15 protein-coding genes and 1 pseudogene are annotated in these 17,604 nt (G+C 74.1%); 4 read left to right on the top strand and 12 right to left on the bottom strand.

The genetic code is table 11. The features are described 5' to 3' along the window. Positions 1 to 199 precede the first annotated feature (199 nt). The 10 genes from IE109_RS04910 to IE109_RS04870 all read right to left on the bottom strand — a co-directional run bounded on the left by IE109_RS04910 (position 200) and on the right by IE109_RS04870 (position 10,045). Positions 200 to 1,543 (bottom strand): sulfate adenylyltransferase subunit 1, encoded by a 1,344-nt coding sequence (locus IE109_RS04910; protein ID WP_189549405.1) that lies wholly within the window; start codon positions 1,541 to 1,543, stop codon positions 200 to 202. A gap of 2 nt (positions 1,544 to 1,545) precedes the next feature. Continuing rightward, positions 1,546 to 2,481, bottom strand: coding sequence for a sulfate adenylyltransferase subunit CysD (cysD, locus tag IE109_RS04905; protein WP_189549403.1), 936 nt, complete (start codon positions 2,479 to 2,481; stop codon positions 1,546 to 1,548). A gap of 91 nt (positions 2,482 to 2,572) precedes the next feature. Continuing rightward, entirely contained in the window at positions 2,573 to 3,106 is a 534-nt protein-coding gene (cysC, locus tag IE109_RS04900) for an adenylyl-sulfate kinase (RefSeq protein ID WP_229890556.1), read from the bottom strand. Between the two features lie 23 nt (positions 3,107 to 3,129). Beyond that, positions 3,130 to 3,831 (bottom strand): phosphoadenylyl-sulfate reductase, encoded by a 702-nt coding sequence (locus IE109_RS04895; RefSeq protein ID WP_189549399.1) that lies wholly within the window; start codon positions 3,829 to 3,831, stop codon positions 3,130 to 3,132. Beyond that, positions 3,828 to 4,007 (bottom strand): hypothetical protein, encoded by a 180-nt coding sequence (locus IE109_RS04890; RefSeq protein ID WP_189549397.1) that lies wholly within the window; start codon positions 4,005 to 4,007, stop codon positions 3,828 to 3,830. Before IE109_RS04890 ends, IE109_RS04895 begins: the two co-directional genes overlap by 4 nt. Beyond that, positions 4,004 to 5,701 (bottom strand): nitrite/sulfite reductase, encoded by a 1,698-nt coding sequence (locus IE109_RS04885; protein ID WP_189549396.1) that lies wholly within the window; start codon positions 5,699 to 5,701, stop codon positions 4,004 to 4,006. Before IE109_RS04885 ends, IE109_RS04890 begins: the two co-directional genes overlap by 4 nt. 126 nt (positions 5,702 to 5,827) lie before the next feature. Next, entirely contained in the window at positions 5,828 to 5,911 is an 84-nt protein-coding gene (locus IE109_RS33980) for a putative leader peptide (RefSeq protein WP_312846103.1), read from the bottom strand. A 156-nt stretch (positions 5,912 to 6,067) separates the two neighbouring features. Then, entirely contained in the window at positions 6,068 to 6,637 is a 570-nt protein-coding gene (locus IE109_RS04880) for a GNAT family N-acetyltransferase (RefSeq protein WP_189549394.1), read from the bottom strand. A 127-nt stretch (positions 6,638 to 6,764) separates the two neighbouring features. Next, positions 6,765 to 8,069 (bottom strand): GAF domain-containing protein, encoded by a 1,305-nt coding sequence (locus IE109_RS04875; protein ID WP_229890554.1) that lies wholly within the window; start codon positions 8,067 to 8,069, stop codon positions 6,765 to 6,767. A gap of 335 nt (positions 8,070 to 8,404) precedes the next feature. After that, the gene (locus IE109_RS04870; protein WP_189549390.1) at positions 8,405 to 10,045 is read right to left on the bottom strand and encodes an acyl-CoA dehydrogenase family protein; all 1,641 of its coding nucleotides are present in this window, start codon (positions 10,043 to 10,045) and stop codon (positions 8,405 to 8,407) included. Positions 10,046 to 10,062: 17 nt separating this feature from the next. Here IE109_RS04870 and IE109_RS04865 point away from each other — a divergent pair, with 17 nt between their 5' ends. The 3 genes and pseudogenes from IE109_RS04865 to IE109_RS04855 form a co-directional block, all read left to right on the top strand. Continuing rightward, a complete protein-coding gene (locus IE109_RS04865) occupies positions 10,063 to 11,316 on the top strand; it encodes a YihY/virulence factor BrkB family protein (protein WP_189549388.1) in 1,254 nt (417 codons plus the stop codon). A 524-nt stretch (positions 11,317 to 11,840) separates the two neighbouring features. After that, positions 11,841 to 12,983: a ribosome small subunit-dependent GTPase A gene (gene rsgA / locus IE109_RS04860; protein ID WP_189549385.1), complete on the top strand. Its 1,143-nt coding sequence runs from the start codon at positions 11,841 to 11,843 to the stop codon at positions 12,981 to 12,983. Between the two features lie 289 nt (positions 12,984 to 13,272). Beyond that, positions 13,273 to 14,648: pseudogene (locus tag IE109_RS04855) on the top strand (bifunctional transcriptional activator/DNA repair enzyme AdaA); the annotation flags it as partial. Here IE109_RS04855 and IE109_RS04850 read toward each other — a convergent pair. Then, entirely contained in the window at positions 14,579 to 15,061 is a 483-nt protein-coding gene (locus tag IE109_RS04850) for a DUF456 domain-containing protein (RefSeq protein ID WP_189549383.1), read from the bottom strand. The pseudogene IE109_RS04855 and the gene IE109_RS04850 overlap by 70 nt on opposite strands. 192 nt (positions 15,062 to 15,253) lie before the next feature. After that, positions 15,254 to 16,204 carry a helix-turn-helix domain-containing protein gene (locus IE109_RS04845; protein WP_189549618.1) on the bottom strand — a complete coding sequence of 317 codons (951 nt, stop codon included), beginning with the start codon at positions 16,202 to 16,204 and terminating at the stop codon, positions 15,254 to 15,256. A 223-nt stretch (positions 16,205 to 16,427) separates the two neighbouring features. Here IE109_RS04845 and IE109_RS04840 point away from each other — a divergent pair, with 223 nt between their 5' ends. Further along, complete coding sequence (locus IE109_RS04840; protein WP_189549382.1) at positions 16,428 to 17,594, top strand: protein phosphatase 2C domain-containing protein; 1,167 nt, start codon at positions 16,428 to 16,430, stop codon at positions 17,592 to 17,594. Positions 17,595 to 17,604 lie beyond the last annotated feature (10 nt).

The following is a 17,604-nucleotide window of genomic DNA, read 5'->3' as shown; positions in this document are numbered from 1 at the left end:
GTGTTTCCCCTCGGTTCAGGGTCTTCGGAATCTTCGTCGGTGATGCGCGTGGCGCGGGTACGGCTCGGGGAGGGCGCACGTCAGGTGCGCGGGCGTCAGCCGGCACATCGCGCCACCCCTCCGGTCCCCGCGCCGAGGGCGCCGCTGCCGATCCGGCCGCCCTCCTTCGCGAAGGTCGCGTAGACATCGGTCGTCGTCATCAGAAGTCCCAGCCCTCGTCGTCCTGCTCGGCGGCGGGGGCCTTGGTGACGGAGGCGAAGGCGTCGCCCGCCATGCCGGCCGCCAGCGTGGTGCCGTCGGCCGGGTCGATCAGCAGGAAGGAGCCGGTGCGCCGCGAGTCGGCGTACGTGTCGAGGGCCAGCGGCTCGGCGGTGCGCACCACGACACGTCCTATGTCGTTGGCGACCAGCTGCCCGGGCGCCGGGTGCTGGGACAGGTCATCCAGCGTCAGCCGGGACGGGATGTCCTTCACGATCGCCTTGACCGTACGGGTGGTGTGCTTCAGCAGCACCCGCCGGCCCACCGCCAGCGGCTGGTCCGCCACGTGGCACACCGTCGCCACGACGTCCCGCGTCGTCGCCGGGGCGTCACCGGCCGGGGCGATCAGGTCGCCGCGCGAGATGTCGATGTCGTCGGCCAGCCGGATCGTCACCGACTGCGGCGCCCAGGCGATGTCCACGCTCGCACCGAGCGCGTCGATCGCCGTGATGGTGCTGGTCCGGCCGGACGGCAGCACGGTGACGGTCTCGCCGACACGGAAGGCGCCGGCGGCGATCTGGCCCGCGTACCCCCGGTAGTCCGGGTGCTCGGCGGTCTGGGGCCGGATCACGTACTGCACCGGGAAGCGGGCGTGGCACGCGGTCAGGTCGTGGCTGACCGGCACGGTCTCCAGGTGCTCCAGGACCGTGGGGCCGCCGTACCAGTCCATGTTGGCGGAGGGCTCCACCACGTTGTCGCCCGCCAGCGCCGAGATCGGGATGGCGGTGATCTCGGGGACGCCCAGCTCCGAGGCGTAGGTGGTGAACTCCTCGGCGATGGCGGCGAAGACCGGCTCCGCGTAGTCGACGAGGTCCATCTTGTTGACGGCCAGCACCACGTGCGGGACCCGCAGCAGCGCGGCCACCGCGGCGTGCCGGCGGGTCTGCTCGACCACGCCGTTGCGGGCGTCGACCAGGACCACGGCCAGCTCGGCGGTGGACGCGCCGGTGACCATGTTGCGGGTGTACTGCACATGGCCGGGCGTGTCGGCCAGGATGAACCGGCGCCGGGGCGTGGCGAAGTAGCGGTAGGCGACGTCGATGGTGATGCCCTGCTCCCGCTCGGCCCGCAGACCGTCGGTGAGCAGCGCCAGGTCGGGTGCGTCCTGGCCGCGGCTCAGGGACGCGGCCTCGACGGCCTCAAGCTGGTCGGCCAGCACCGACTTGGAGTCGTGCAGCAGCCGGCCCACCAGTGTGGACTTGCCGTCGTCGACGGAGCCGGCGGTCGCGAAACGCAGCAGGGTGGTGGCCGACGGGTCGGCGAGCTGCTCGCTCGTGGTGCTCATGTCTAGAAGTACCCTTCGCGCTTGCGGTCTTCCATCGCGGCCTCGGACAGCTTGTCGTCGGCGCGGGTGGCGCCCCGCTCGGTGAGCCGGGAGGCGGCGATCTCGGCGATCACGGCCTGGAGCGTGGTGGCCTCGGAGTCGACGGCGCCGGTGCAGGACATGTCGCCGACCGTGCGGTAGCGGATCAGCCGCTTCTCCACCGGCTCGGAGTCCTTCGGGCCGCCCCACTCGCCGGCCGTCAGCCACATGCCGTTGCGGGAGAACACCTCACGCTCGTGCGCGAAGTAGATCTGCGGCAGCTCGATGCCCTCGCGCTCGATGTACTGCCACACGTCCAGCTCGGTCCAGTTGGACAGCGGGAACACCCGCACGTGCTCACCGGGGGCGTGCCGGCCGTTGTACAGCTGCCACAGCTCGGGGCGCTGACGGCGCGGGTCCCACTGCGAGAACTCGTCGCGCAGCGAGAACACCCGCTCCTTCGCCCGCGCCTTCTCCTCGTCGCGCCGCCCGCCGCCGAACACGGCGTCGAAGCGGTGCTGCTGGATGGCCTCGGTCAGCGGCACGGTCTGCAGCGGGTTGCGGGTGCCGTCCGGGCGCTCCCGGAGGACCCCGCGGTCGATGTAGTCCTGCACGGACGCCACGCGCAGGCGCAGCCCGTACTTCTCGACCGTGCGGTCGCGGTACTCGATGACCTCGGGGAAGTTGTGCCCGGTGTCGACGTGCAGCAGGGAGAACGGCACCGCGGCCGGCGCGAACGCCTTCAGCGCCAGGTGCAGCATCACGATCGAGTCCTTGCCGCCGGAGAACAGGATCACCGGCCGCTCGAACTCGCCCGCCACCTCGCGGAAGATGTGCACCGCCTCGGACTCCAGCGAGTCCAGGTGCGACAGCGCGAACGGGGTGTCGGTGTCGTGGATGTCGGTGACGGTGGTCGTCATGCTGCATCCCCTTCGTGAGCTTCTCGGTCTGCGGGGCGGGAAGGCGCGGGCATCGTCGCTGTCTGCGGCACGGCGGCCGCCCGTGCGGCGCTCACAGGAGTCCCCTCTCGGCGAGCAGGGCGTGCACGGCCGCTGCGGACTCCCGCACGGTCTGGTTCTGGGACTCGATCCGCAGGTCCGGGCTCGCCGGCTCCTCGTACGGGTCGTCCACGCCGGTCAGCCCGCTGATCTCGCCCGCGGCCTGCTTGGCGTACAGCCCCTTCACGTCGCGTACGGAGCACACCTCCACCGGGGTGGCGACGTGCACCTCGATGTACGGGGTGCCTTCCCGCTGGTGACGCTTGCGCACGGCCTCCCGGCTGTCCGCGTACGGAGCGATGACCGGCACCAGGACATGCACCCCGTTGGACGCCAGCAGCTCGGCGACGAAGCCGATCCGCTGCACGTTGGTGTGGCGGTCCTCGCGGCTGAACCCGAGGCCCGCCGAGAGGAACTCGCGGATCTCGTCGCCGTCGAGCACCTCGGCCCGGCGGCCGTCGGCGCGCAGCAGGTCCGCCAGTTCGCGGGCGATCGTGGTCTTGCCGGCGCTCGGCAGCCCGGTGAGCCAGATGGTGGCCCCAGTCACGTTCTCTTCTCCCACAGTCGTCATCAGCCGTGCAGCCCGCACTCGGTCTTCGCCCGGCCCGCCCAGCGGCCGGCCCGTGCGTCCTCTCCCTCCAGCACCCGGCGGGTGCAGGGCGCGCAGCCGACGGAGGCGTACCCGTCCATCAGCAGCGGGTTGGTCAGGACGCCGTGCTCGGTGACGTACGCGTCGACGTCGTCCTGCGTCCAGCGGGCGATCGGCGAGACCTTGACCTTCCGCCGCTTCTCGTCCCAGCCGACCACCGGGGTGTTCGCCCGGGTCGGGGACTCGTCGCGGCGCAGCCCGGTCGCCCATGCGTCGTAGCCGGTCAGGCCCTCTTCCAGGGGCTTGACCTTGCGCAGCGCGCAGCACAGGTCGGGGTTGCGTTCGTGCAGCCTCGGGCCGTACTCGGCATCCTGCTCGGCCACCGTCCGCCGCGGGGTCAGCGTGATGACGTTGACGTCCATCACGGCGTCGACCGCGTCACGGGTTCCGATGGTCTCGGGGAAGTGGTAGCCGGTGTCGAGGAAGACGACGTCCACACCGGGCATGACCCGCGAGGCGAGGTGGGCGACCACCGCGTCCTCCATGGAGGAGGTGACGCAGAAGCGCGGGCCGAAGGTGTCGGTGGCCCACTTCAGGATCTCCAGGGCGGACGCCTCCTCGAGGTCCCGCCCGGCCCGCTCGGCGAGCGCCTTCAGCTCCTCCGTGCTCTGAACCGTCGTCATATCGCTTCCCCTCCACCGTCGTCGCGTCGGAGCCCGCGGGCCAGCAGCCCGAGGAACTTCAGCTGGAAGGCCCGGTTGCACGCCCCGCATTCCCAGGCGCCGTGACCCTGCTCCCCGGGACGCAGGTCCTCGTCGCCGCAGTACGGGCAGTGGAACGGCGCCGCACGCTCGCTCATGACAGCGCCTCCTCGGATGCGCGGGCCGCCCAGGAGGCGAAGCGCTCGCCGTCCTCACGCTGCTCCTGGAAGCGTGTGAGGACCCGCTCGATGTAGTCGGGCAGCTCGGTGGCGGTGACCTTCAGGCCGCGCACCTTGCGGCCGAAGCCCGCCTCCAGGCCGAGGGCGCCGCCCAGGTGCACCTGGTAGCCCTCCACCTGGTTGCCGGCGCCGTCGAGCACCAGCTGGCCCTTGAGACCGATGTCCGCCACCTGGATGCGCGCGCAGGCGTTGGGGCAGCCGTTGATGTTGATGGTGATCGGCTCGTCGAAGTCCGGGATGCGGCGCTCCAGCTCGTCGATGAGGGACGCGCCGCGCGCCTTGGTCTCCACGATCGCCAGCTTGCAGAACTCGATGCCGGTGCAGGCCATCGTGCCGCGCCGGAACGGCGACGGCCTGACCTGGAGGTCCAGCGCCTCCAGCCCCGCCACCAGCGATTCGACCTGGGCCTCGTCGACGTCCAGGACGAGCATCTTCTGCTCGGCGGTGGTCCGCAGCCGGCCGGAGCCGTGCGCCTCGGCCACCTCGGCGATCTTCGTGAGCGTGGCGCCGTCGACGCGGCCGACGCGCGGCGCGAAGCCGACGTAGAACCGGCCGTCCTTCTGCCGGTGCACGCCCACGTGGTCGCGCCACTGCTGTACGGGCTGCTCGGGCGCGGGGCCGTCGACCAGCGGGCGCTTGAGGTACTCGTCCTCCAGCACCTTGCGGAACTTCTCCGCGCCCCAGTCGGCCAGCAGGAACTTCAGCCGGGCGCGGTTGCGCAGCCGGCGGTAGCCGTAGTCGCGGAAGATCGAGATGACGCCCTCGTACACGTCCGCGACCTCGTCGAGCGGGACCCAGGCGCCGAGCCGCACACCGATCTTGGGGTTGGTGGACAGTCCGCCGCCGACCCACAGGTCGAAGCCGGGGCCGTGCTCCGGGTGGTTCACGCCGACGAAGGCGATGTCGTTGATCTCGTGCGCCACGTCGAGCAGCGGGGAGCCGGAGATGGCCGACTTGAACTTGCGGGGCAGGTTGGAGAATTCCTTGTTGCCGATGATCCGGCGGTGGATCTCCTCCAGGGCGGGGGTGCCGTCGATGATCTCGTCCTCGGCGATCCCGGCCACCGGGGAGCCGAGGATGACGCGCGGGGTGTCGCCGCACGCCTCGGTGGTGGACAGGCCCACGGCCTCCAGCCGGTTCCAGATCTCGGGCACGTCCTCGATCCGGATCCAGTGGTACTGCACGTTCTGCCGGTCGGTGATGTCCGCGGTGCCGCGCGCGAACTCCTGCGAGATCTCCCCGATGACCCGGAGCTGTCCGGTGGTCAGCCGGCCGCCGTCGATGCGGACGCGCAGCATGAAGAACTCGTCGTCCAGCTCCTCCGGCTCCAGGATCGCGGTCTTGCCGCCGTCGATCCCGGGCTTGCGCTGGGTGTAGAGGCCCCACCAGCGCATCCGGCCCCGGAGGTCGTTGGGGTCGATCGAGTCGAAGCCGGCCTTGGAGTAGATCGTCTCAATGCGTGTCCGTACGTTGAGACCGTCGTCGTCCTTCTTGAACTGCTCGTTGCCGTTGAGGGGCGTGAAGTGGCCCACGGCCCACTGGCCTTCGCCACGGTGACGCCCGGTCTTGCGACGGGCGGTGGCGGAGGCGGGCTTCTCAGGGGTGGCGGCCATGACGATACGTCCTTCGGGACTGCAGGAGGGCGGCTCTGACCTGCACACTCGCGCGCTGAGCAGGGGGTGGCGCGGCGGTGCGCTGGGGGTTCAGAAGTTCGGGGAATCGCGGTGGTGCTGGGCTGGTCAGCTCACCGGACAGATGGCGCTGGACATGCGGCCGAGGTCGACGTGCCGCCGACTCACCAAGGCAATTCCAGCTCGAGACATGACGGAAGCGTGCCATGGGACTTTGGACCCAGTCCAGGTTCGTCCGCGATATGGACATCGGTGTCCCGCATCGTGGACACTTGTGGCGTGGGTCACGTCAAAGGGCTCGTCCGTCCCCCGCCGGCCGCTCGGGCGGGGGCGGCGTGCGCGGGGCGTTCAGCGTACGTCCGCGCCGGGCCACGGGCCGGGGGCGGCCGTCTCCGGCTCCTCCGTCACCGCGGTGTCGAAGAGCCTGAAGCCGCGCCGCTGATAGTTCCCCATCGCGTGCTCCCCGTCCAGGGAGCAGGTGTGCAGCCACACCCGCTTCGTCGGGGCCCGTCCCGGCCAGCGCTCGGCCAGGTCCCAGGCGCGCGCCGTGCCGTACGCCAGCAGGTGCCCGCCGATGCCCCGCCCCCGGAACGCCGGTATCAGCCCGAAGTAGACGATCTCCACGACCCCGTCCTCCTGAGGGTCCAGCTCGACGTACCCCGCCGGCGTCCCCCGGTCGTACGCCACCCAGATCTCCGCCCCGGGCCGCTCGACGATCTCCCGCCACTGGGCGTACGTGAGCCCCAGCCGGTCCGTCCAGCGGATGTCGCCGCCCACCGCCGTATAGAGGAAGCGGCCGAACTCCGGGGAGGGCACCTCCGCGCGGACGATCCGCACGTCACCGGAGGGCGCGGCGGCGGGGCGCAGGTCGTCGGGGGAGGTCTGTTCGAGGGACCAGGTGGTCACGGTGATGCTCATACGCCCAAGCGAACCACGCGCCCGCTCGTGGCGATGGCCGGCCCACCCGACCCCGGCCGGCCCACCTGCCCGGTACCGCCCACCTGCCCGGCCGGCCCACCCGACCCCACCCCGCACCGGTGGCCGGCTACCCCGTCCGCCCCCCGCCCCGGGAGGCGCGCACCGCAGGGGCCGTGGAGTGGGGGAGCAGGTCGGCCGGGTCCCCGGGGCGGACCACCGTCACCTCCACCCCCTCGCGGAACCGGTAGGGGCGGTGCTCCAGCACCCCCGCCAGGGTGCGGCGCACGCGGGACATCTCAGCCCGGACCGTCACCGCCCGCGTCCGGTCCCCGAACACGTCGTACGCCAGCTCCGCCGCCGTCCGGCCGTCCCGGTGCAGCGCCAGCACGTACAGCAGCTCGGTGTGGCGCGGGCTCAGCTCCTGCGCCCAGCTGCCCGCCGCCCCCGACACCTCCAGCGACCAGCGGCGCGGCCGGCTCACGTCCAGCACCACCCGGCTCGACGCCGCCGCCGCCCGCGCCTCCTCGTCCACCACCCGCAACAGCCACCCGCCCGGCAGCGGCTCCGCCTCGCACATGCCCAGCGACGGCAGCCACGTCCGGCCCGCCCGGAACGACGCCGGCAGCGGCAGCCGGTCCACCGGCGGCATCCCGGTCACGCCGGCCAGCCAGCCGTGCGCGTCCACCGCCAGCGCCCGGCCCCCCACCCGGCACAGGATCGGCGCCGCGACGGCCCGCAACCGCGCCAGCTCCGCGAAGTGCCGGTTGCGCAACTCCGCCTCCGCCAGCCTCGCGACCGAGCGCACCAGCATCAGCGTCGCCGGGTGCATCGTGGCCAGCGGTCCGCTCACGTCCACCGCGCCGAGCAGCTTCCCGTCCCGTGGGTCGCTGATCGGAGCGCCCGCGCACGTCCAGGAGTGGTGCGTCGAGACGAAGTGCTCCGCCGAGTGCACCTGCACCGGGCGCCGCGCCACCAGCGCGGTGCCCACCCCGTTCGTCCCGACCGTGGCCTCCGCCCAGTCCGCCCCCGGCTCGAACCCGTGGCCGTCCGCCTTGCGCAGCACGCTCGCGCTGCCCTCCCGCCACAGCACACGCCCCTCGGCGTCCGCCACGACCATGATGTGGCGCACCGCGTCGGACGCGGCCGAGCACGACACCAGCCCCTCCCGCAGCACCGGCAGCAGCTCCAGCAGCGGCGAGGCGGCCCGGCGCCGCTCCAGCTCCCCGGGCGCCAGCAGCCCCGAACGGTGGTCCCTGTCCGGATCCACACCCTTGCGCAGCATCCGCTGCCACGACTCACCTATGTCGGCGCGCGGCGCCAGCGGTGACCGGCCGCCCTTCAGCGCCGCCTCCCGCACGCCCTTGAGCAGCAGCGCCGCCTCGCGCGTGTCCATGGCGGCGAGCCGCGTCATGTCCACTGTGGCCTGACGCACCGGTCCTCCCCGCTGCCGCCCCACCTGGTGGCTGGTACGTGTCACCCCATCCTCCCCTGCCCGCCGGCGACGCGCCGTCGGCATCGCCCACAACGGTGCAACCCTTTGCAACTCTCGCGAACGGCCCCGCCACCGTACGAAAGTGGTACGGCGACGGGATGGTGCCGTGTCGGCGCAGCACCATCCCAGCCGCTCCCGGGCGCGGGCCGATCGGACACACGGCCCGCGCCCACTCGCCTTCCGGGCCCGGTTCGCCCCCGGGGGGCCCCGGCCCGCCGGGCGAGTCCTGCCCGGCGGGCCCCCCGGCGAGCCCCCCCCGGGCGGGTCCTGCCGTGTCAGACGACCGCCCGCGCCCGCTCCACGATTCCCCCCAGGTCCAGGGTGTGCGGCAGCGTCCCGAACGCCGCCCCCCAGTCGCCGCCCAGCCGCGACGCGCAGAACGCGTCCGCCACCGCCGACGGTGCCCACCGCACCAGCAGCGACCCCTGGAGCACCAGCGCCATCCGCTCCACCAGCCGCCGCGCCCGCGCCTCGACCCCGTCCAGGTCGGCCAGCTCGGCCAGCAGGTCCTTGATCGCCCCGTCCAGCCGGTGGTCCGCGCCCCGCGCCTTGCCGACCTCCTCCAGGAAGGCGTTCAGCGCGAGCGGCTCCCGCTGGAGCGCCCGCAGCACGTCCAGCGCCTGGACGTTGCCCGAACCCTCCCAGATCGAGTTCAGCGGCGACTCGCGCAGCAGCCGGGGCATGCCGGACTCCTCCACGTACCCGTTGCCGCCCAGGCACTCCAGCGCCTCCGCCGTCACCGGCGTGCACCGCTTGGTCACCCAGTACTTCGCCGCCGGGACCGCCAGCCGCAGGAACGCCCGCTCCCGCTCGTCGTCGGTGTCGTACGCCGCCGCCAGCCGCATCGCCAGCGTCGTCGCCGCCTCCGACTCCAGCGCCAGGTCGGCCAGGACGTTGCGCATCAGCGGCTTGTCGATCAGCGCGCCGCCGAACGCGCGCCGGTACGCGGCGTGGTGCGCCGCCTGCGCCACCGCCTGCCGCATCAGCGCCGCCGAGCCGACCACGCAGTCCAGCCGGGTCGCCGCCACCATCCCGATGATGGTGCGCACCCCGCGGCCCTCGTCACCCACCCGGCGGGCCCACGTGCCGTCGAACTCGACCTCGCTCGACGCGTTCGACCGGTTGCCGAGCTTGTCCTTCAGCCGCTGGATCCGGAACACATTGCGGTCGCCGTCCTCCAGGACCCGTGGCACCAGGAAGCAGGTCAGTCCTCCGGGGGCCTGCGCCAGCACCAGGAAGGCGTCGGACATGGGCGCCGAGCAGAACCACTTGTGGCCCGTCAGGACGTACTCGCCGTCCGCCTCCAGGGGGGTCGCGGCCGTCGTGTTCGCCCGTACGTCACTGCCACCCTGCTTCTCCGTCATACCCATGCCGAAGAGCACACCGGTCTTGTCGGCGGCCGGGCGCGTCGTCTCCTCGCCCTCGTAGATCCGCGAGGTCAGCTTCGGCTCCCACTCGGCGGCGAGGGCGGGGTCGGTGCGCAGCGCCGGGACGGCGGCGTGCGTCATCGACAGCGGGCAGCCGTGCCCCGCCTCGGTCTGCGTCCACACCAGGAACCCGGCGGCGCGCCGCACATGGCCGCCCGGCCGGCCCCACGCGTCGGTCAGCCCGTTGGTCACCGCGTGGCCGAGCAGCCGGTGCCAGGCCGGGTGGAAGTCGACCTGGTCGATCCGGTGGCCGTACCGGTCGTGGGTGCGCAGCCCGGGCGGGTTCTCGTTGGCGAGGAACCCCCACTCCTGCGCCTGGACGGAGCCCGCCGTGGTGCCCAGCGAGGACAGCTCCCGGCGGGCCTCGTCGCGGAGATCGAGCGGAAGGTGACGCTCCACGGCCTCGGTCAGCGCATGATCGGCGGTGAAGACGTCGTACCCGACCAGGGGCGGAGGCTGGTTGGTCACTGTGTGGGTGGTGGTCGCCATGCGGATACGGTAAGGAGGTGCAGGCAGCAAATGAAACACCCCCGGGACCTCCTCGGTCACACGGCAGACTCCACCGGGCCCGGGCCCTCTATCGCAACGTGTCCAAGCGGAGGATGGCCTGGCTGCTCCTGAAGGACACCGTCAACTCGTGCATCGAGTACCGGATCCTCGGTCTCGCGGCCGAGGCGGCGTTCTTCACCCTCCTGTCGCTGCCGCCCCTGATGCTCGGCCTGCTGGGCCTCCTCGGCTACATCGACGACTGGACCGACACCACCACCGTCGCCTCCATCGAGCGCAACATCCTCGGGGCGGTCGGCACGGTCCTGTCGGACCGGGGCGTCAACGACATCGCGAGGCCGCTGCTGGCGGACGTCACCCACGGCGGCCGTCCCGACCTCATCTCGATCGGTTTCGCGATCGCGCTGTGGTCCGGTTCGCGGGCGGTGAACGTCTTCATCGACACCATCACGGTGATGTACGGGCTGGACGGCCACCGGGGGATCGTCGCCACCCGGCTGCTGGCCTTCCTGCTCTACATCGTCGCCCTGCTCATCGGCGCGGTCGTGCTGCCCTTGGCGGTGGTCGGTCCCGACCGGGTGGTCGAGTTCGTGCCCTGGGGCACCGAGGTCGTCTCCGTCCTGTACTGGCCGGTCGTGATCCTGCTGTCGATCGCCTTCCTGACGACCCTGTACCACGTGTCGGTCCCGGTGCGCTCCCCATGGGTCGAGGACGTCCCCGGCGCGCTGGTCGCCCTCGCCATGTGGGTGCTCGGCAGCTTCCTGCTGCGCATCTACCTCACCAGTACCGTCGAGGGCCCGACGATCTACGGCTCGCTCGCCGCGCCCATCGCGGTCCTGCTCTGGATCGGTATCTCGGCGTTCGCGGTGCTGGTGGGCGCGGCGGTCAACGCCGCGATCGACCGCGTCTGGCCGTCGGTCGCCACCGCCGCCGCCCGCGCCGAGAACGAGCGCGCCCGCACCGCCGAGGCGGCGGCCCTGGTCGCACGGGCGAAGGCGGCGGTCGAGGGCCTGGACGACCTGGACCCGGACATGCCCTCGGAGTTCCCGGAGCGCTGGTCGCGGTTCCTGCCCCCGGACGACGTGAAGTCGCGGCTGCACTCAGCGAAGGACAAGGAACGCGAGAAGGAGCGCGAGCGCGCCAGGGACCGGGAGAAGGACCGTGAGCGCGCCGAGGACCGGGACGGGCAGCGGGACCGGGACGGCGGGGGCCAAGGGCGGAACGGGGACCGGGGCGGCGGGGGCCCGGTGTAGACGGGGCGCCGCGCGGCCGGTTCTCCCCGGGGCGCCGCCCGCGCCGTGGGCGACACCGACGGCATGCGGAACATCCCGGTCGTCGACGGCCCCACGGTCCGCGAGGTCCTCGACGTCTCGTTCGGCGCCGCGCGTACGGGACGATGCCCCCGTTCCATACGGCTCGGGGGCACCGCCGCCGGCCACCGAGGAGCGATCCCGGGCGCCGTGCGGCCCGCCCCGCCCTCCCGGCGTGGGCGTCCCGGCGGCGCGCCGCACCGGCGTCCCGGCGGCGCGGTCGGCGAACCGCGATAAATCATTGGCGCGTTCGCCGGGTGCCCCCCTAGAGTGGGGTCGTTCCGCGGGGACCGCGGAGCCGTGAGACGTCGAACCACGAGTGCAGGAGAGGGAGGTGTGACCGATGGCTGTCATTGCGATGGGCGCTGCCCGCGTCACGACGATCCTCCACTCCACCTCCGTGGCCACCGGCTGACACATCGCCCGTAGCGGGCGCCGTCCGGGGCCACCCTCGGAAGGGTTCCCCCTTGTCTCTCGCTTCTTCTTCCTCGTCCTCCCCGTTCACCTCGTCCGTCCCGTCCTCCTCGTCCCACGCGCACGTCCTGTCCGCGTACGGCTGGGACGGCGGCTGGGAGGCGGAGTTCGCCGCGTACGCGGACCAGGGCCTCGTCCCCGGGCGGGTCGTCCGCGTCGACCGCGGCCAGTGCGACGTCGTCACCGCGGACGGCGTCGTCCGCGCCGACACCGCGTTCGTGACCCCGCACGACCCGCTGCGGGTCATCTGCACCGGCGACTGGGCCGCCGTCGAGACCGTCGGCACGCCCCGCTACGTCCGGGCGTACCTGCCACGCCGGACCGCTTTCGTACGGTCCACCTCCTCCACGCGCTCCGAAGGCCAGATCCTCGCCGCCAACGTCGACCACGCGATCATCGCCGTCCCGCTCGCCGTCGAGCTGGACCTCGGACGGATCGAACGGTTCCTCGCCCTCGCCTGGGAGTCGGGCGCCCAGCCGCTCGTCGTCCTCACCAAGGCGGACCTCGTGCCCGACCCGGTCGGCCTGTCCTACCTGGTCCAGGACGTCGAGACGGCCGCGCCCGGCGTGCAGGTGCTGCCGGTGAGCGCCACCGGCGGCGAAGGAGTCGACGTGCTCGCCGCCGTCGTCTCCGGTGGTACGAGCGTGCTGCTCGGCACCTCGGGCGCCGGCAAGTCGACCCTCGCCAACGCCCTGCTCGGCGAGGAGGTCATGGCCGTCCAGGCCACCCGCGACGTCGACGGCAAGGGCCGGCACACCACCACCACCCGCAACCTCCTCGTCCTGCCGGGCGGCGGCGTCCTGATCGACACTCCCGGGCTGCGGGGAGTCGGCCTGTGGGACGCCGAAGCCGGAGTCGGCCAGGTCTTCTCCGAGATCGAGGCGCTGGCGGAGGACTGCCGCTTCCACGACTGCGCCCACCTCGCGGAGCCCGGCTGCGCGGTGCTCGCCGCCATCGAGGACGGCTCACTGCCGCAGCGGCGCCTCGACAGCTACCGCAAGCTGCTGCGCGAGAACCAGCGGATCGTCGCCAAGACCGACGCCCGCCTGCGGTCCGAGATCCTCAAGGACTGGAAGCGCAAGTCCGCCGCGGGCCGCGCGGCCCTGGAGGCCAAGCGCGGCGGACGCAACCGCTGAGCGGCACGCGGACCCGCCCCCGGCCGGTGCGCCCCCGCCCTGCGGAGCGGGGGCGCACCGGCCGGGGGCCCGCCGTGCGGGACGGATCCGCGCGAGCGCGGGCGCGGGGGAGGCGCCCCTGCCGTCGCGGTCGCCGGGCGAGTGCGGTCGCCGGCCCCCGGCGCCCGGCTCTCCAGGCGACACCGCGCGCCGGGTCGTGGTCGGCGGGTGGGCGCTGCAGGGGGCCGGAACCGCGGTGTCCGAAAACCGCCAGCAGCGCGACCGCCCGAGCGCCGAGACTGGTGCCGTGATGGACGAGGACACCAGGTACCGCGCGGTCAGCAGCCGGGACGCGCGGTTCGACGGCGAATTCTTCTTCGCCGTCGGTACCACCGGCATCTACTGCCGGCCCAGCTGCCCGGCGGTCACGCCCAAGCGGTGCAACGTGACGTTCTTCGCCACCGCGGCGGCGGCCCAGCGGCACGGCTACCGGGCCTGCCGGCGGTGCAGGCCGGACGCGGTGCCCGGCTCCGCGGCCTGGAACGTCCGCGCCGACGTCGTCGCCCGCGCGATGCGCATGATCGGCGACGGGGTGGTGGACCGCGAGGGCGTGCCGGGGCTGGCTCGACGGCTCGGCTACAGCGCACGGCAGGTGCAGCGGCAGCTCACCGCGGAACTCGGCGCCGGTCCTGTCGCGCTGGCCCGCGCGCAGCGCGCCCACACCGCGCGGGTGCTGCTCCAGACGACCCGGCTGCCGGTCACGGAGATCGCCTTCGCCGCCGGGTTCGCCAGCGTCCGACAGTTCAACGACACCATCCGGCGGATCTACGCGCGGACGCCGAGCGGACTGCGCGCCGAGGCGGGGGGGCGCACGGGCGGTGGCGTCGGAGGGATCGCGCTGCGGCTGGCCTACCGGGGCGCGTACGCGCGGCGCGAGGTCTTCGACCTGCTGGCCGGCGAGGCCGTCGCGCGGATCGAGGAGGTCGCCGGGCCGACCGGCGCCCGTACCTACCGCCGCACGCTGCGGCTGCCGCACGGACCCGGCATCGTCGCCGTCGGCGAGCGGTCGCCGGGACCGTGGCTGGAGGCCCGGCTGCACCTGGGCGACCTGCGGGACCTCACCACCGCCGTCCAGCGGCTGCGGCGCCTGTTCGACCTGGACGCCGACCCGTACGCCGTCGCCGAGCGCCTCGGCGTCGACCCCGCCCTCGGGCCGCGGTCGCCCGGCGCGGCGGAGCCGGAGGAGTACGCGGTACGGGCCCTGGTGGGCCGGGCCGAGGCGGCGCGGCTGGTCGAGGAGCACGGCACGGCGCTGGCGGTGCCCTGCGGCGGGCTCACGCACCTGTTCCCCGAGCCGGGCGCGCTGCGGCACCACGCGGCGGCCGGGCCCCTCGCGACGGCGCTCGCGACCGGCGAGGTGCGGCTCGACCCGGGGGCCGACCGCGCCGCGGCCGAGCGGGCGCTGCGCGCCGTGCCGGGGGTGGACGCCCGGACCGCCGCCCTCATCCGGATGCGGGCGCTCGGCGACCCGGACGTGGCGCCCGACGCCGGGGCGGACCGGGACGAGTGGCGCCCCTGGCGCTCGTACGCCGCGCGCCTGCTGGTCTGAGAGGCCGTCAGCCGGCCAGTACGACGCCCGTCCAGGCGCCGACGATCAGCAGGCACGCGAACAGCTCCACCAGCACGCTCGTCCCGACGGCCCGCATCACGCCCCGCGTGGACGCCATGGCGGGTCCGTGCCCGCCGAGGCGGAGCCGCTCGCTCAGGTAGATGCCCCCGACGTAGCCGGGCACGGCCCCCACGACCGGCAGCAGCAGGAAGCCGAGCAGGGCGCCGGCACCGGCGTACGCCACCATCCGCCGGGTCAGGCCGACGCCGCGCAGCCGGCGCGCCGGAAGCTGCCAGACGACCACCTGCGTCACCAGCAGCAGCGCGCTGGAGCCCACCAGCAGCCACCACGCCGCACCCGTCCGCACGTGCAGGGACCACCACATCACCGCGGCCCACACCAGCCACGCGCCCGGCACCCCCGGGACGAGCACGCCGAACAGGCCGAGCAGCATCACCAGCCCGGCCAGGAGGAGCTGCCACGCACCCATACGGCCAGCCTGCCGGACCGCCCCGGCTCCCGCAGGTCAGGCCGGGACGACGCCCGGGACGACGCCCAGGTCGGCCCCGCGCCGGTCACGGAAGCGGTCACGGAACCGGCCACGGAACCGGCCCACCGCGGCCCGGGCGCCGCTCGGCGCGCATCGGGTCGTGTCCGGGCGGACACGGGCGGCAGGCGCGGGTCAGACGCGGGTCACCCAGCCCCGCTCGTGGGCGTACCAGCCCAGTTGGAGACGGGTCGTCACGCCCGCCAGCTCCATCAGCCCCTTCACCCGGCGCTGGACGGTCCGCAGCCCCAGGTCCAGCTGCTTGGCGACGCTCGCGTCCGTCAGGCCCGCCAGCAGCAGCGACAGCACCTCCAGGTCGGTCGTGTCCGGACCGGCCGGAGCGTCCTCGGCGGCCTCGCCGCCCTGGCCCAGGCGCAGCGGCAGCGCGTCCCGCCACACCGCCTCGAACAGCGCGGTCAGCGTCTCCAGCAGCCCGCTCGCCCGCGCCACCAGCGCCACCGGCTCCGCCCCCGGGCCGGTCAGCGGCACCATGCCCACCGCCCGGTCCGCGACCAGCAGCCGCGCCGGCACCCGGTCGGCCACCCGCAGCCGCACCTCACCGCCGAGCGCCGCCGCCAGCGCGGCGGCGCCGCCCGGCCGCGACAGCACCTCCCGCTCCACCACCACCCGGCACGCCACACCCCGCGCCGGCACGGCGAGCGGGCCCCGGGCGACGAGGGCGCACACCTCCTCCCGCGCGCCCAGCAGCAGCTGGTCCCGCCGGCGCTCCACCGCCGCCGCGCCCGTCACCACCTCCACCAGATCGGGCACGGCGGTCTCGGCCGCCTCCGCCCGGTACTCCTCGGCCAGCCGGGTCGCCGCCTCCTCCGCCCGCTCCAGCTCGTCCCGCTGCCGCGTCAGCAGCGCGCCCAGAGCCACCTCCGGGGGCGCGGCCACCCACCGCCCGGCCCGCGCGGACGACCCCGCCGCGAGCCCGCGCGACTCCAGCCGGCGCAGCACCCGCTCGGTGTCCGCCTCCGGCAGGCCGAGCCGGTGCGCGAGGTCCGCCACGTCGGCCGCACCCAGCGCGACCAGCGCCCGGTACGCCGCCTCCTGCCGCTCGTCCAGCCCTATCGCCGCCAGCACCACTGGGACCCCCTCTCACTCCGTGGACGTGTTGTTCACGATTGGACCAAAGCGGTCTACTCTCGAACTCCGCCCATCCCCAAGAACCGTGGTCCGCGCCTACGACGCGCGTCGATCACGCCGGTCCGCCGGGCGTCCTTCCCGTGGGGGGTGGGGCCGCCCGGCGGACCACTTTTTCCGCTCGCCCGTTTTCGCGCGCCCCGCGCGGTCGACAATTATGGGCATGAGCCCACAGGGGGAGACGCCCACCACCGGCGGGGACGACTGGTGGGACAAGCTGTACGACCCGAAGGCGGCGGACGCCGCCCCCACCGGTCAGCCCGGCCGGGGCCGCGCCCCCTGGGAACCCGAGGACCCGGACGGACCGCCGAGCGCCCCGCGCACCTTCCCCGGCGGCCCGCGCCTGCCCCGGCCGCGCGTCGAGTACGTCGGCGACGGCCCGCCCACCTACGAGCCCGTACCGACCGCCCTGCCCCCGGCCCGGGCGGACGAGCTGGACGAACTCGTCGCGGACACCGTCCTGGACGGCGCCCGGTACGGGACGTACACGCTGCGGGCCGCGTCCGTACGGGGCGACTCCGCGCGTCACCGGGGCGAACCCCGCCGCGACGCGCTGCTCACCGCCCGCTTCGGCACCGGCGAATCCGCCCTCGTACTGGCCGCCGTCGCCACCGGCGGCCGCTCCGCGCCGGGCGCGCACCTCGCCGCGGCCGACGCGTGCCGCTGGATCGGCGAGGCCGTCGGGCGCAGCCACGCGCGGCTCGCCGAGGACATCCGGGCCGGCCGCCGCCGCGACCTCAAGTCCGGACTGCACCGGCTCACCGACCGCTCCTACGGCCGCCTGCGCGCCCGCGCCGCCGACCTCGGCGTGGCGCCCGAGGAGTACACCGCAGGGCTGCGCTGCCTGCTGCTGACCGCCGACCCCGCCTGCCGCACCCGGGTGTTCTTCGGCGTCGGAGAGGGCGGGCTGTTCCGCCTCCGCGACGGCGTCTGGCAGGACATCGAACCGGCCGTCCCCGAGCCGTCCGCCCTCAGCGGGGAGCCCGTGATCGGCTACGGCTCGCCGCCGGCCGAGACCGAGCAGGGCGACCGGCTGACCATGGACCTCGGCATCACGACGCCCCCCGCCCCGTACGTCGAGGGTCCCGTCCCGCCGCCCGCCGAACCCTTCCGCTTCCGGGCCTCCGTCGCCCGGCCCGGCGACACGCTGCTCCTCGCCGGCCGCGGTCTCGCCGAGCCGCTGCGCGACGAGCCCGCCCTCGCCGGGGAGCTCGCCGGACGCTGGGCCACGGGCGAACCGCCCGGCCTGGCGCAGTTCCTGGTGGACACCCAGCTGAGGGTGAAGGGATACGCCGATGACCGTACGGGCGTGGCGATCTGGGAGGCGTAACCGCGTACGC

The organism is Streptomyces lavendofoliae (assembly GCF_014649735.1).
In the GTDB taxonomy this organism is placed as follows: Bacteria; Actinomycetota; Actinomycetes; order Streptomycetales; family Streptomycetaceae; genus Streptomyces; species Streptomyces lavendofoliae.
Note: the sequence above shows the minus strand (reverse complement) of the source record. Positions and strands in the feature narration are given on the sequence as shown.